This window comes from Jiangella endophytica, assembly GCF_003427025.1.
GTDB classification, from domain to species: Bacteria; Actinomycetota; Actinomycetes; order Jiangellales; family Jiangellaceae; genus Jiangella; species Jiangella endophytica.
In genome coordinates this window covers 183,319-197,495 of record NZ_QVAI01000001.1, presented here as the reverse complement: position 1 = coordinate 197,495, position 14,177 = coordinate 183,319, and the positions used below count along the sequence as shown (strand labels likewise).

The 14,177-nt window shown below is 71.5% G+C and carries 15 protein-coding genes; 6 read left to right on the top strand and 9 right to left on the bottom strand.

What is annotated here, in order from left to right:
• Nucleotides 1-109: 109 nt before the first annotated feature.
• From DZA62_RS00895 to DZA62_RS00885, 3 genes are all read right to left on the bottom strand, one after another.
• Nucleotides 110-838 (bottom strand): ABC transporter permease, encoded by a 729-nt coding sequence (locus tag DZA62_RS00895; RefSeq protein ID WP_116946909.1) that lies wholly within the window; start codon nucleotides 836-838, stop codon nucleotides 110-112.
• The gene (locus DZA62_RS00890; RefSeq protein WP_116946908.1) at nucleotides 835-1,563 is read right to left on the bottom strand and encodes an ABC transporter ATP-binding protein; all 729 of its coding nucleotides are present in this window, start codon (nucleotides 1,561-1,563) and stop codon (nucleotides 835-837) included. Before DZA62_RS00890 ends, DZA62_RS00895 begins: the two co-directional genes overlap by 4 nt.
• 74 nt (nucleotides 1,564-1,637) lie before the next feature.
• Nucleotides 1,638-2,240, bottom strand: coding sequence for a TetR/AcrR family transcriptional regulator (locus DZA62_RS00885; RefSeq protein WP_116947507.1), 603 nt, complete (start codon nucleotides 2,238-2,240; stop codon nucleotides 1,638-1,640).
• 320 nt (nucleotides 2,241-2,560) lie between these two features.
• On the opposite strand from DZA62_RS00885, the gene DZA62_RS00880 reads away from it, so the two are divergent.
• Nucleotides 2,561-3,046, top strand: a complete 486-nt coding sequence (locus tag DZA62_RS00880) for a hypothetical protein (protein ID WP_116946907.1) — start codon at nucleotides 2,561-2,563, stop codon at nucleotides 3,044-3,046.
• A gap of 230 nt (nucleotides 3,047-3,276) precedes the next feature.
• Here DZA62_RS00880 and DZA62_RS00875 read toward each other — a convergent pair whose 3' ends face one another.
• The 3 genes from DZA62_RS00875 to DZA62_RS00865 all read right to left on the bottom strand — a co-directional run bounded on the left by DZA62_RS00875 (nucleotide 3,277) and on the right by DZA62_RS00865 (nucleotide 6,036).
• Nucleotides 3,277-4,146 (bottom strand): sugar phosphate isomerase/epimerase family protein, encoded by an 870-nt coding sequence (locus DZA62_RS00875; protein WP_116947506.1) that lies wholly within the window; start codon nucleotides 4,144-4,146, stop codon nucleotides 3,277-3,279.
• Nucleotides 4,147-4,223: 77 nt separating this feature from the next.
• Nucleotides 4,224-5,027, bottom strand: coding sequence for a M15 family metallopeptidase (locus DZA62_RS00870; protein ID WP_198663292.1), 804 nt, complete (start codon nucleotides 5,025-5,027; stop codon nucleotides 4,224-4,226).
• A 49-nt stretch (nucleotides 5,028-5,076) separates the two neighbouring features.
• The gene (locus DZA62_RS00865) at nucleotides 5,077-6,036 is read right to left on the bottom strand and encodes a Ppx/GppA phosphatase family protein (protein WP_116946905.1); all 960 of its coding nucleotides are present in this window, start codon (nucleotides 6,034-6,036) and stop codon (nucleotides 5,077-5,079) included.
• Nucleotides 6,037-6,090: 54 nt separating this feature from the next.
• Here DZA62_RS00865 and DZA62_RS00860 point away from each other — a divergent pair, with 54 nt between their 5' ends.
• Nucleotides 6,091-6,810: a hypothetical protein gene (locus tag DZA62_RS00860; RefSeq protein WP_116946904.1), complete on the top strand. Its 720-nt coding sequence runs from the start codon at nucleotides 6,091-6,093 to the stop codon at nucleotides 6,808-6,810.
• Nucleotides 6,811-6,957: 147 nt separating this feature from the next.
• Here DZA62_RS00860 and DZA62_RS37450 read toward each other — a convergent pair whose 3' ends face one another.
• On the bottom strand, nucleotides 6,958-7,068 hold the full coding sequence (locus DZA62_RS37450) for an LPXTG cell wall anchor domain-containing protein (protein WP_408618044.1): 111 nt from the start codon (nucleotides 7,066-7,068) through the stop codon (nucleotides 6,958-6,960).
• Here DZA62_RS37450 and DZA62_RS37445 point away from each other — a divergent pair.
• The 4 genes from DZA62_RS37445 (at nucleotide 7,039) to disA (ending at nucleotide 11,994) form a co-directional block, all read left to right on the top strand.
• Nucleotides 7,039-8,565: a pentapeptide repeat-containing protein gene (locus DZA62_RS37445; RefSeq protein WP_408618042.1), complete on the top strand. Its 1,527-nt coding sequence runs from the start codon at nucleotides 7,039-7,041 to the stop codon at nucleotides 8,563-8,565. The two genes, DZA62_RS37450 and DZA62_RS37445, sit on opposite strands and share 30 nt — an antisense overlap.
• Before the next feature lie 46 nt (nucleotides 8,566-8,611).
• Entirely contained in the window at nucleotides 8,612-9,316 is a 705-nt protein-coding gene (locus tag DZA62_RS00850) for a class I SAM-dependent methyltransferase (protein WP_198663290.1), read from the top strand.
• Between the two features lie 35 nt (nucleotides 9,317-9,351).
• Nucleotides 9,352-10,743 carry a DNA repair protein RadA gene (gene radA / locus DZA62_RS00845; RefSeq protein WP_116946902.1) on the top strand — a complete coding sequence of 464 codons (1,392 nt, stop codon included), beginning with the start codon at nucleotides 9,352-9,354 and terminating at the stop codon, nucleotides 10,741-10,743.
• Between the two features lie 156 nt (nucleotides 10,744-10,899).
• Entirely contained in the window at nucleotides 10,900-11,994 is a 1,095-nt protein-coding gene (gene disA, locus DZA62_RS00840) for a DNA integrity scanning diadenylate cyclase DisA (protein ID WP_198663289.1), read from the top strand.
• Nucleotides 11,995-12,117: 123 nt separating this feature from the next.
• Here the strand turns inward: disA and DZA62_RS00835 are convergent, their stop codons facing one another.
• Nucleotides 12,118-12,732, bottom strand: a complete 615-nt coding sequence (locus tag DZA62_RS00835; protein WP_198663288.1) for an alpha/beta fold hydrolase — start codon at nucleotides 12,730-12,732, stop codon at nucleotides 12,118-12,120.
• 118 nt (nucleotides 12,733-12,850) lie between these two features.
• Entirely contained in the window at nucleotides 12,851-14,023 is a 1,173-nt protein-coding gene (locus DZA62_RS35385) for a hypothetical protein (protein ID WP_157987390.1), read from the bottom strand.
• Nucleotides 14,024-14,177 lie beyond the last annotated feature (154 nt).

Genomic DNA, 14,177 nt, shown 5'->3' with positions numbered 1-14,177 from the left:
CATCGGGGCTGTCGCCAGACCTTGCGGTCGGCTGCCACCCTTCCCTCCTGCCAAGGCGGGCCCTCTCCTTCACGGGTAGGCGGACCCCGCCAGCGTACGGCACCGGAGGTCAGGCAGTGCGGCGACGCAGCGTGGCCGCGCCGAGCGCCAGCAGCGCCACCGAGAACCCGAGCACGACGCCGATCTGACCCCATACCTGCGGGTCGGCGCTGGTCTGGACCTCGCTCATCGCGTCGACGGCGTACGACAGCGGCAGCACGTCGGAGACCGCGCTCAGTACGTCCGGGAGTTGGTCGCGCGGCACCAGCAGGCCGCAGAGCAGGAACTGCGGCAGGATCAGCGCCGGCATGAACTGGACGACCTGGAACTCCGTCGACGCGAACGCGCTGACGAACAACCCGAGCGCCACGCCCAGCAGCGCGTCGAACACCGCGACGGCGACCAGCAGCCAGGCCGGACCGGCGGTGTTCAGGTCGAGCAGGCCGATCGCCACCCCCGCCGTGATGAGCGCCTGCACCAGCGCGACCGTGCCGAACGCGAGCGCGTAGCCGGCCAGGAAGTCGAACTTGCCGGTCGGCATCGACAGCAGCCGCTCCAGCGTCCCCGACGTCCGCTCGCGCAGCGTCGCGATCGACGTCACCAGGAACATCACCAGGAACGGGAAGATCGCCAGCAGCGCCGGGCCGATGCGATCGAACAGGATGCCGCCGTCGTAGATCCACCAGAGCAGCGTCAGCAGCAGGCTGGGGACCACCAGCATCAGCGCGATCGTGCGGGGGTCGTGCCGCAGCTGGGTCAGGACCCGGGCGGCCGTCGCCAGGGTGATCCGCGGGGTCATGACGCCACCTCCTGTTCCGCCTTCTCCACCAGGTGGAGGAACGCCCCTTCGGCGTCGGCCGCACCGGTGCGGGCCAGCAGACCCGGCAGCGTGTCGTCGGCCAGCAGCCGTCCGCCGCGCAGCAGCAGGAGCCGCTCGCAGCGCTCGGCCTCGTCCATCACGTGGCTGGACACCAGCAGCGTGGCGCCGTCGGCGGCGAGCCGGTGGAACAGCTCCCACAGCTGCACTCGCAGCACCGGGTCCAGGCCGACCGTCGGCTCGTCCAGCACCAGCACCTCGGGCGCGCCGAGCAGCGCCGTCGCCAGCGACACCCGCGACTCCTGCCCGCCGGACAGCCGTCCGACCAGGTGGTCGGCGTGGGTGCCGAGATCGACCTGCTCGATCGCCCGGTCGACGTCGGTCATCGGCACGCCGAGGACACGCGCGTAGTAGCGCAGGTTCTGCCTGACCGTGAGGTCGGCGTAGACGCTCGGCGCCTGGGTGACATAGGCGACGCGGTCGCGCAGCTGCTTGTCCCCGGCCGCGTGGCCCAGGACCTCGACGGTCCCGCCGGCGACCTTCTGGACGCCCACGATCGCGCGCATCAGCGTCGACTTCCCCGAACCCGACGGGCCGAGCAGACCGGTCAGGCTGCCGCGGCCGATGTCGAGGTCGAAGTCGTCGAGGACGGTGAGCGGACCGCGGACGACCCGCAGCCCGCGGATCCGTACAGCGGAATTCATCATGTGATGAATAATGCGGCCGCGAGCAACCCCGCGTCAAGCGTTCGACGGGTGGTGGTGCGGACCTGAACCGGCCCTCAGGACTGCTCGACGGCGTCGTCGTAATACCGCTGGAGCACCGGCGCGACCAGCCGGATCAGCTCCTCGTCCGACACCGACGCGATGGGCTCCAGCTTCACCACGTAGCGGATGATCGCGAGCCCGATGAGGTGCGACACCATCGCCTCGGCGCGCAGCGCGCCGTCGGGCACGCCCTCGAAGGCGACGAGCACGCGGCCGAGGATGGCCCTGGTGACGAACTGGCGCAGCAGCCGGGCCGCGGTCTCGTGCTGCATGGCCGAGCGGAGCAGCGCGAGCATCGGGGCCCGCCCGGACGGCTGGCCCCAGACGCCGAGAAAGGTGCGGATGGCCCGCTCCCCGATGCCGGCGCCGCTGGATCCCGCGGCGATCGCGTCGGCGATGATCGCGGGGTCGAACGGGATCTCCATCGCGGCCAGGAAGAGCTTCTCCTTGGTCCCGAAGTAGTGGTGGACCAGCGCGGGGTCGACGCCCGCGGCGGCCGCGATGGCGCGCACGCTGGCGCCGTCGTAGCCGCGCTCGCCGAACACGTCGCGCGCGGCGGCCAGAATCTCGCCCTTGGTGTCCGGCGCGCCGCGACGCCGGCCGGACCGCCCCCTCAGCACCTTTCCCACAATTCCGGCATCCTATCCGCCAGCCGCGCGCGGCGCCCGCCGCCGACCTCACCACACATCTGACATGTGCCTAGTTGTCGCATTCTTGCGGCGATGTACGAGAAGTGGCGATAACTCGGACGATATAGGCCGTCAGCGCCATGAAACACCTGTACAGGAGGGGTGTGTGACGGACAGTCACACCAATCGGGTGACTCTCCGACAACACGCTTGACATAGCTCGCCCGCCAGTCAAAGCTTTCGTGCTGATGCGCATCAAAGCACCAACCGACCGCAAGACAACGCGTGATCATTCAAGGAGTATTCTGGTGAAGAACGTACTGCGCGGCGCCCTCGTCGCTGGTGTGGCGTTCGCAGCCTCCATGGGCATCGGGGCCACGGCCACCGCGGTCCCCGAGGTTCCCGAGGTTCCGGGTGTCGACGCTCTGCCCGAGATCGACATCCTGAACAACGCCTGCATCCTGCCCTGGTTCTGGCAGGGCCCCGTCAACCTCGGGGTCGAGGACCAGTACGGCTCGTACTCGGCCTGTAACGGCGCGGCCGAGGACACCGAGGGCAGCAGCATCGGCGACAACGCCTGCATCCTGCCTTGGTTCTGGCAGGGCCCGTTCAACGTGCTGCTGGGCAGCCAGGCCGGCGACTACGCGGCGTGCAACGGCTCCGAGGAGATCCCGGCCGACGTCCAGGCGCAGCTGGAGAGCCTGCTGCCCGAGGGTGTCGCTCCCGAGGACCTCACCGAGACCGAGCTGCTCGAGCTGCTCCCCGAGGGCACGCAGCTGCTGCCGCAGGGCTGACTCTGAGCCGAGGGCACGGGACGGAGATTGCCAGATTCTCCTGCGGCAATCTCCCCCGTGCTGCTCGGTTCAGCATCGCGACTCGCGTCGAGGGCCTCGCCCTCGGCGCCTTTCGTCGTCTCGTGCGCTCGTTGCACTGGCCCTTCCGTTCCATGATCATCAATGATCCAACCCCCATAGGTGGTTGGATCATTGATGATCATGGACGAGCCGCCCCACTGTCGCGCGGGTCAGTGCAGTTCGTTTCCCCCGCCGCGGGCGACCAACTCGGCCGTGCCGTCGGCGCCCACCGCGAACGCCGTCTCGACGGAGGCGGCGAGGTTCAGGCGGGTGAAGGCCAGCGCCTCGGCGAGGTCGGACTCGCGTTCGGCCGTGTTGCGCGCCCGCCGGGTGCTCACCTCGAGGATCACCGACCCGGACCACTCGATGCGAGCCAGCCGCTCCAGCACCGCCGAGCAGGGCTGATTGCCACGGCCGGGGATCAGGTGCTCGTCGCGCGCCGACCCGGTGCCGTCGGTCATGTGCACGTGCGCCAGCCGGTTGCCGATGGCCTCGGACAGCACCAGGGAGTCCTGCCCGGCGACGGCCGCGTGCGAGAGGTCCAGCGTGATGTGCTCGTACGTCTCGTCGGTGGGATCCCAGTCGGGCGCGTAGGCGGCCACCTCCCGGCCGGCGGCCCGCCACGGGTACATGTTCTCGACCGCGACGGCGATGCCGAACTCGTCCTCCAGCCGGTCGACCAGCTCGACGAACCCGCGGGCGTACTCGCGCTGCCACCGGAACGGCGGATGCACCACGACGGTCGACGCGCCCAGCCGCCGGGCCGCCTCGAGCGACTTCGTCAGCCGGACCGTCGGATCGGGCGACCACACCCGCTGCGTGATCAGCAGGCAGGGCGCGTGCACGGACAGCACCGGCATGCCGTAGCGCTCGGAGAGCTGCTCGATCTGATCGATGTCCTGACTGACCGGGTCGGTCCAGACCATCACCTCGACGCCGTCGTAGCCGAGCGACGCGGCCATCTCGAACGCCGTCGCCGCCCCTTGCGGGTACGTGGCCGCCGTGGACAGTCCCACGGGCGCTTCGGGGACGCGCAGCACCCCGGAGGCACTCTGGCGCAGTTCGGACACGCTCCCAAGGGTAAGCGGCCGGGCCGGTCGGCGGCGCCGGCCCAGGGTCAGGACTCCGGCGCGAACTCCCAGTGCCAGGGCTCGGGCGTGCTGCCGCCGGGCCGGGCCCATTCGGGGTTGTCCCAGCCGAAGTCGCCGGCGTTGTCGTCGAGCCAGGCGTAGAGCCGCCCGTCGAAGGAGTTGGCGCCGCAGCCGATGTCGACCGCCAGGCCCCAGCCGTGCTCGCTCGTGCCGGGCTCGGCGGCCAGGCCCGGCTTGCGGTCGGCGACGTCGACCTGGGCCTCGTAGCTGCGGTACGAGTCGGTGACGCACGCGATCAGGCCCTCGCCGGTCTCGGCCCGGTAGAACGCGTCCAGCGCGACGAACGAGGCTGCGGCGTCGGGACGCAACTGCTGGCCGCTGCCGATACCACACAGGTGCTCGTCGCCGAGTTCGCCGTTGCCGACGTCGTCGCCGGGGATGATGGCGTCGCAGCCGTCCACCGGCGGGAAGCCGGTCGGCGTCGGTGTGGGTGCGGGGGTCGCCGCGGGAGCGGGGACAGTGGCCGTCGGCGCGGGCGTCGGCGCGGCGGTCACCGAAGGAGACGGGGCGGGCGACGGCGTGCCGCTGCCGGCCAGCGGGGCAGGAGCGCCGTTGTCACCGCGGGCCGTGCCGGACGCGGCCTCCTCACGCAGCGCCTCGACGTCGGACGGGACCGGCGAGACGGACGCGACGGCGGCCGTCGGGGCAGGGGCGGAGGAGAACATCGTCGCGCCGACGGCGGCTCCGGCGGCCGCACCCGCACCCGCGACGGGCAGGACGAGATGGCGAAGACGACCAGGACGGCGCCGCTTGTGGCGAGCATGGGACACGAGCGGCGGTCCTCCGAAAAGATCACGAGGCGGTAACGGCCAGACGACTCTAACCCGATTCGTCCGTTTCGCCGAACCCACTTCCCTCGATCTGGTCCAGCCGGCGCAGGATGACGCCCTCGCGCAACGCCCACGGGCAGACGTCGATCTCGTCGACCTCGAACAGGTCGATGGCGGCGTCGGCGACGATGGCGCCGGCCAGCAGCTGACCCGCCCGGCCGGACGAGACGCCGGGCAGCTTGGCCCGTTCGGCGGCCGTCATGGACGCCAGTTTCTTCACCAGATCCTGCACGTCGGAGCGGCTGAGCGTGCGCCGGACGTAGGGGCCCTCACCCGACGGCGCGGCGCCTGCGACCCGGGCCAGCGACCGGAAGGTCTTGCTGGACGCGACCGCACGGTCGGGCGTGCCGTACCGGTTGACGCTGCCGATGATCGACGCGATCTCGGCCCGCACGTGCCGCCGCAGCGCCCGTACCTCGTCCTTCGACGGGGGGTCGGCCGTGAACCACGCCCGGGTCAGCCGCGCCGCGCCGAGCGGCAGCGACACCGCCACGTCGGGGTCCTCGTCGCCGCCGGCGGCCAGCTCCAGCGAGCCGCCTCCTATGTCGAGGCTGAGCAGGTGGCCCGCCGACCAGCCGTACCAGCGTCGCACCGCCAGGAAGGTCAGCCGGGCCTCGTCCTCGCCGGAGAGGATCTGCAGGTCGACGCCGGCTTCCTCGCGCACGCGGTCGAGGACGGCGGTGCCGTTGACGGCCTCGCGCAGCGCCGACGTGGCGAACGCCAGCATGGACGTGGCGCCCTTGTCCTCGGCCGCCACGACCGCCTCGCGGCAGCTCCGCACCAGCCGCTGGGCGCCTTCCTTGCTGATGGATCCGGAGTCGTCGAGCAGTTCGACCAGCCTCAGATCGGTCTTCTGCTTGTACGCCGGCAGCGGACGCGCACCACGGTGCGCGTCGACCAACAGCAGATGAACGGTGTTGGAACCGACGTCGAGCACACCCATGCGCACGAAAGCGACGATACTCGTGGGGTGGAGTTGCGGACACACGGAGCGCGAGCCTGGGTGGAATTCACCGATCCGTCCGACGACGGACAGGTGTTGCGCTGCGACCTGACCTGGCTCACCTCCCGCTGGACGTGCATCTTCGGGCAGGGCTGTCCGGGCATCTATGCCGACCGCCCCGACGACGGCTGCTGCACGCACGGCGCCCACTTCTCCGATGAGGACGACGAGAAGCGGGTGCGCGGCTACGCGAACGCACTCGGCCCGGAGGTCTGGCAGCTGCGCGACGAGGGCCTGCGGGGCGGCATCGTCGAGACCGACGACGAGGGCGAGCGCAAGACGCGCGTCGTCGACGGCGCGTGCGTGTTCCTGAACCGGCCCGGGTTCGCCGGCGGCGCGGGCTGCGCGCTGCACGCGTACGCACTGGCCAACGACCAGCACCCGCTCGAGACCAAGCCCGATGTCTGCTGGCAGCTGCCGATCCGGCGGGCCTACCGCGAGGCCGAGCGGCCGGACGGCACGACGTACCTCGAGATCACCATCGGCGAGTACGACCGCGCCGGCTGGGGCGCCGGTGGCCACGACATGAACTGGTACTGCACGACGGCCACGGAGGCGCACGTCGGGCAGGAGCCGGTGTATCGGTCGAACGAGCCGGAGCTGCGGGCCCTCCTCGGCGACAAGGCGTACGAGCAGCTGGCCGAGCACTGCGAGGCGTTCCTCGCCGCCCAGCTGCCGCTGCTGGTGCACCCGGCGACCGCGGCGCACTCCGCCGACTGACCTCCGGCGCGGCTCGGGTTCGTCGCCCGGGCCTCGGCCGTGGCGAGGCGACGGTCGCGCACGCCCGCGGCGGACCCGGAAACAGCGAGAGGCCGCCGGGCCGGACGTCGTCGTCCGGGCCGGCGGCCTCTGCAGGGGAGTTGCTGGTTACTGCTGGACCTGGCGGCGGTTCACCGCGAACGCGGCGGCCGCACCGGCGAGCAGCAGGCCGGCGCCGACGAACAGCAGCTGGCTCGACGTGCCGGTGTCCGGCAGCATCTCGCCGTCGCCCGAACCGTCGGCCGCGCCGTCGGTCTCGGTGCCGTCGGTCTCGGTGCCGTCGACCTCGGTGCCGTCGACCTCGGTGCCGTCGACCTCGGTGCCGTCGACCTCAGTGCCGTCGACCTCGGTGCCGTCGACCTCGGTGCCGTCGACCTCAGTGCCGTCGACCTCAGTGCCGTCGACCTCAGTGCCGTCGACCTCAGTGCCGTCGACCTCAGTGCCGTCGACCTCAGTGCCGTCGACCTCGGTCCCGTCGACCTCGGTCCCGTCGACCTCGGTCCCGTCGACCTCGGTCCCGTCGACCTCAGTGCCGTCGACCTCAGTGCCGTCGACCTCGGTCTCCGCCTCGGCGCGCTGGTCGCAGGCCTGGTAGTAGGCCTCCTGGCTGCCGATCAGGGCGTTCAGCGGGCCCTGCCACAGCCACGGCGCGGCGCACGCGTCGTTGAGGATGTCGAGGCTGCCGCCGCCATCGCTGGCGAGGAGGCTGCTGAGCAGGTCCGTCGACGGAGCGTCCGCACCGCTGCAGGCGGTGTAGTGGGCCGACTGCTCGCCCAGCATCGTGTTGATCGGACCCTGCCACAGCCACGGCGCGGCGCAGGCGTTGTTCAGCAGAGCGACGCCGTCGCCGGTCAGCGTGCCGTCGTTGTTGCAGGCGGCGTAGTGCGCGGACTGGCCGTCGTTGAACCCGTTGACCGGGCCCTGCCACAGCCACGGCAGCGCGCAGACGTTGTTGCCCACGTTGAGGCCGTCACCGTAAGTGGTGCCGTCACTGTTGCAGGCGACGTACGTGGCCTCCTGGCCCTCGACGAACACGTTCGCCGGGCCCTGCCAGAGCCACGGGAGGGCGCAGGCGCCGTTGAGCACGTTGATGCCGTCGCCGTAGGTGGTCTCCTCGGTGTTGCAGACCACGTAGTAGGCGGACTGGTCCTCGACGCCACCGTTGGCCGGACCCTGCCAGAGCCAGGGCGCCGCGCAGGCGTTGTTGAGGACGTTGATGCCGTCGCCGTACGAGTCGGCACCGTTGTTCAGGACATTGATGCCATCGCCGATGGCGATGCCGGTGTTGCCGTTGCAGGCCTCGTAGAAGGCCTCCTGGCCACCGACGAAGATGTTGAACGGGCCCTGCCACAGCCAGGGCAGTGCGCACAGGCTGTTGCCGACCTCGATGTCACCGAGACCGAGGGTGTCGAGCAGGCCGTCGGCCTCTTCGACGCTGGTGATCTCATTGGGGAGCTCAACCCCCTTACCCTCCTCGGCCGTGGCCGCCGGAACGCTCAGAGCGAAACAGGCGGCGAGCGCAGCGCCGGCCACAACGGCGCCACGCAGCACTGTCTTCAACACAATTCTCCTCAAATCATTCGAAAGGTGTTTACCAGGCAACCTGTTTTCTGGGTGCCCGCCAGGGAGTACATTCAACCCCCTGACCAGAGGTGTCAAGGTACTCTACAAAAGGTCAATCTTCTAGGTGACATACCGGTGACACCGATTCCGTAAACCCTTTCTGTCCGAATTCGGCAATAGCGTCTGCAATGATTGGTCTGTGCACCGCGACGTGATCCCGAGTCCGAACATCTGGCACCATCCCGACGTCTACGAGATCGAGAACCACGGCGTCGATCCCGGCGGTGTCATCGAGGCCGCCATGCTGCGGCTGCACGACTGGGCCGGGCTCGACGTACTCGACGTCGGCTGCGGCGCCGGGTTCCACCTGCCGCGGTTCGCCGCGTCGGCCCGCCGCGTCGTCGGCGTGGAACCGCACCCGCCACTGGTCCGCCGCGCACGGCAGCGGGTCGCGGCGTTGCCGGCCCCGGTCCGCTCGCGCATCACCGTCCAGCGGGGCAAGGCGCAGCAGCTGCCGCTCCCGCCGGCGTCGGTCGACGTCGTGCATGCCCGCTGGGCCTACTTCTTCGGGCCGGGCTGCGAGCCGGGGCTGGCCGAGCTGGCCCGCGTCGTGCGGCACGGGGGCACCGCGTTCGTCATCGACAACGACGCCACCCGGTCGACGTTCGGCCGCTGGTTCCGCACCGCGCTGCCGCGGTACGACGCCCAGGCGGTGGAGCGCTTCTGGGCCCGGCAGGGATGGCACCGCGAGCCGCTGACGATGCGTTGGGAGCTGCCCGACCGCGCCGCCTTCGAGGCCGTCGTCCGCATCGAGTTCGATCCCGAGAACGCCGACGCGATCCTCGCCGAGCACGCCGGCAGTTCCGTCGACTACGCGGTCAACCTGTTCTGGCACCGGTTCTGACGCCGCTGTCGGTGCGGCCGTCTACCGTTCTGGACATGGCGAAGGCGAAGACGACGGCTCCGGCCTTCCGGTGCTCCGAGTGTGGCTGGACCACGGCCAAGTGGGTCGGCCGGTGCGGCGAGTGCCAGGCGTGGGGCACGGTCGAGCAGGCCGGCGCGGCGAAAGCCGGTGTCACGGCCGCCGGCCCGGTCACCGAGGCGGCCCGGCCCATCGGCTCGGTCACCCTCGAGGCGGCGCGGTCCCGGCCCACCGGCGTCGACGAGTTCGACCGCGCGCTGGGCGGCGGCCTCGTCCAAGGCGCCGTCATCCTGCTGGCCGGCGAGCCCGGCGTCGGCAAGTCCACGCTGCTGCTCGACGTCACGGCGCGGTGGGCGCACGAGGCCGGCCGGGCGCTTTACGTCACCGGTGAAGAGTCCACGGCCCAGGTCCGCCTGCGGGCCGAGCGCACCGGCGCCGTCGCCGATCACCTCTACCTCGCCGCCGAGACCGACCTGTCCGCCGTCCTCGGGCACATCGACGAGGTGCGGCCGTCGCTGCTGGTCCTCGACTCCGTGCAAACGGTGTCCAGCCCAGCCGTCGACGGCGCGGCCGGCGGCGTCACGCAGGTCCGCGAGGTGGCCGCGTCGCTCATCCGGGTGGCCAAGGACCGCGGCATCGCCACCCTCCTCGTCGGCCACGTCACCAAGGACGGCAGCATCGCCGGCCCGCGCGTCCTCGAGCACCTGGTCGACGTCGTGCTGCATTTCGAGGGCGACCGCCACTCCCGGCTGCGGATGGTGCGCACGGTGAAGAACCGGTTCGGCCCGGCCGACGAGGTGGGCTGCTTCGACCTCACCGACACCGGCATCAGCTCGCTGGCCGACCCCACCGGGTTGTTCCTGTCCCGCCACGCCACGCCGGTCCCGGGCACCTGCATCACGGTGACACTCGAGGGCCGGCGCCCGCTGCTCGGCGAGGTGCAGGCGCTGGTCGCCACGTCCGCGCTGGCCACGCCGCGGCGGGCGAACAGCGGTCTCGACTCCTCGCGGGTCGCCATGGTGCTGGCCGTGCTCGAGCGCCGCGGGCAGGTCCGGCTCAGCAACAGCGACGTCTACACCTCCACCGTCGGCGGCGCCAAGTTGTCCGAGCCGTCCACCGACCTCGCGCTGCTGCTGGCCGTCGCCAGCGCGGCGTCCGGCACGCCGCTGCCGGCCGGGCTCACCGCGCTCGGCGAGGTCGGGCTGGCCGGCGAGATCCGCCGGGTCTCCGGGCTCAACCGGCGGCTGGCCGAGGCCGAACGCATGGGGTTCACCACGGCGTTGGTGCCGGCCGATCCCGGCCCGGTGCCCGGCGGCATCCGCGTCGTCGAGGTCGCCGATGTCGGGCAGGCGCTGGCCGCGTCCGGCCGCAATGCCGGGTTGGCTGCGGAATCGCCCCAGCAGACCTGAATCGTTGCGTGGTATTGACGTGATCGTCGCCGCGCACCAGCACATCACGCCCTAGACTGTTCTATCCGGCGTCGTCCGCCGTCCCTCTCCGGGGCAGCGACGCGCGACCGTACACTGTTCATCACGAGAAGCCGTCCGGGTCACGACAGGGGTCACGTGCAAGGCATCGATCGAGCCGGCGCCGACGCGAAACTGCGCCTGGCTCTGGCAGCGGTGGCGCCAGGCACGGCGCTGCGCGAGGGCCTCGAGCGCATCCTGCGCGGCCGCACCGGCGCCTTGGTCGTCCTCGGATACGACAAGACCATCGAGGCCATGTCCACCGGTGGCTTCAGCCTCGACGTCGAGTTCAGCGCCACCCGGCTGCGCGAGCTGGCCAAGATGGACGGCGCCATCGTCGTCGACCGCGACTGCACCAAGATCCTCAAGTGCGCGACCCAGCTGGTGCCCGACCCGTCCATCCCGACGACGGAGTCCGGCACACGGCACCGCACGGCGGAGCGGGTGGCCAAGCAGACCGGCTTCCCGGTCATCTCCGTCAGCCAGTCCATGCGCATCGTCGCCATCTACGTCGACGACATCCGCTACGTGCTCGAGGACGCCGGGCAGATCCTGTCGCGTGCCAACCAGGCGCTGGCCACGCTCGAGCGTTACAAGCTGCGCCTCGACGAGGTGTCCGGCACGCTGTCGGCGCTCGAGATCGAGGATCTCGTCACCGTCCGCGACGTCGTCTCGGTGGCACAGCGGCTGGAGATGGTGCGGCGCATCTCGGTCGAGATCGACGGCTACGTCGTCGAGCTCGGCACCGACGGCCGGCTGCTCAGCCTTCAGCTCGACGAGCTGGTCGCCGGCGTCGACTCCGATCGCGAGCTGGTGATACGCGACTACCTGCCGGCGCCGTCCGGACGCCGCAAGCGCAGCCTCGGCGAGGCCATCAGCGCACTCGACACGCTGTCCGGCACCGAGCTGCTCGATCTCGGTGCGGTGGCCCGGGCGCTCGGCTTCCCCGGCGGCGGCGAGCAGCTCGACGCCGCGGTGAGCCCGCGCGGGTTCCGGCTGCTGGCCCGGGTGCCTCGGCTGCCCGACAGCGTCATCGACCGCCTGGTCGAGCACTTCGGCGGCCTGCAGAAGCTCCTCGCCGCCAGCGTCGACGACCTCCAGGCCGTCGAGGGGGTCGGCGAGTCCCGCGCCCGCAGCGTCCGCGAAGGACTGTCCCGGCTGGCCGAGTCCAGCATCCTCGAACGCTACGTCTGACGCCGGCCCTCGTTCCAGGGCGGACGGTGACTGTCGGCGCCCGCCCGTAGGGTGGGACTCCCTCCCAGCCGGGCGGGGACCACACCCGGGCCGAGCCAGCGCGCATCCCGCCGAGCCGGCCCGTCAGCCGGCGAAGGCCGCGACCGCGTCCGCGAACCGGTCCAGGTCCGGGCCGAAGTCCGGACGCGGCGACTCCGTGCAGCCGGGCAGGACGGTCGCGCCCGGCACCAGCGTGGCCAGCGCGTCCACCGTCCGGCGTTGATGAAACGGGTCCGGAGGGTCCGCCGGCACCAGCCCGAGCTGCGGCGTCAGCCCGGCAAGTTCAGGCTCGGTCACGCCGCGCAGCGTCTCGCCGGCCAGCAGCGCCGTCACGGTCTCGGGCGTCGCGCCCGCCGCGGCCAGCGCGGCCGCCGTCCGAGCATCGATGCGGGCGTCGCCAGCCGTCGCCGGCCAGGCCAGCAGCAGGCGGGCCACCGCATCGGGCCGGGCGAGTGCCAGCCGCATCGCCGCCGAGCAGCCGTTCGACCCGGCGACGACGGTCACCGGCTGAGCGGGCAGAGTCCCCGCCAGGTGCTCCGCCTCGATCGGCCACGACGGCGCCCGGACCGACCGGTCCGGCGCGAGCACGTCGAACCCGCGCTCCTCCAGCGCCGCGACGACGCCGGGCCGCCGCCAGAAGGCGCCGGCGTCCATGCCCGGTTCCCAGAGCCCGCCGTGGACCAGCAGCAGCGTCGTCACCCCGGCATTGTGCCGGAGACGGACTCGTGGGCCCGGTTCCCTCTCGCGAAGGGACCGGACCCACGAGGTCATTCTCATTCTCCAGTCACGGCAGCGGGTGGAGCCGCCGTGGCGGGTCTCACAGCGAGCGCGCGGCCTCCGCGGCGGCGGCTCCGGTGATGCCGCCCTGCGGCACCTCGACGCTCAGCTCGGGGAAGCTCAGCAGCCCGACCTCGGCGCTGGCCACCTCGACGTCGCCGAGAACCGGGATCGGCACGTTCACCGCGACGCGCACCGACAGGCCGCCACCCGAGGCGGACGCGACCGTGCCGTCCTCAGCGAGGACGGTGTCGGAGTCGCGGTAGTCGGCGAAGTTCAGGTTCACCGACAGGCCGCCCAGGTCGAACGTCTCGTCGAAGCCCGGCTCGACGTGGATGACGTCGTTGTCGCCGACGTGCAGCTCGAGGGCCGGCAGCTCGTAGTCGAAGCCCGCACCGCCCGGCTCACCGGTCGCCTCGAGGCGGCCCCACGCGTTCGGGGTCTCGCCGTCGTCAGCACCCGCGAAGCCCAGCGAGATGCCGCCGTTGGCCGCACCACCCAGGACGCTCAGGTCCGCGAACCGGCCGCTGACCTCGGCGTACGCACCGAGCGAGCCGTCTTCCTTCGGGAAGGTGCCGGTCTCCTGCAGCAGCTGGCCCGCACCGACCGTGACGACCGGGCTGCCGACCGGCAGCTCGATCGGCAGCAGGTCCGCGACCGCGCCCAGGTCCGCGACATCGATCAGGTCGACCTCGCCGACGCCGGAGTACAGCGACGTCAGCACGCCGCCCTCACTGCCCTCGGTGACGAGGTCGTCGTTCCAGTTGGCCTTGACCTCACCGGAGATCGCGTCGAGGTTGCCGAGGATCGGCACCTCGAGGCCGTGCAGGCCGTAGGTGGCGGTGTCCGCCTCCTCCGGCAGCGCGACCTGCTCGACCAGGTACGGGACGTCGAACTCGGCGCCCGCGCCGCCGATGCTGGCGATGGTGCCGAACGCCCGGGAGAAGACGCCCTCGTCCTCACCCTCGACGCCGGCCGAGTTCGCCTCGGACTCGATCTGCCCGACGGTCACGTGCGCGTCGAGCTCCGGCACCGGGACCGGAAGCGGCACCTGCGCGCCGGTCCGCACCTGAGCGGTGGCGTAGTAGCCGTCCGCCACGATCCTGAACTCGCCGGAGCGCTGGTCCGGCCCGGCCTGGCCGGACTCGGCGGCCTGTGCCTGCAGTCCGGCGGCCGAGCAGGCCAGCGCAGCGCCGGCCACACCCGCTGCCACCTTGACCGCACCACGACGCACACGCCGCCGGTCAGTCGCTTCCAGAGTCATACTTGCTCCTTCTCCACTTACCCTTTTCCGGCCTCGATGAGGACAAAGTCCGGATTTATCCTTGCGCGAAGATATGAACGCGCGTCAGTGACGCTAACTACGA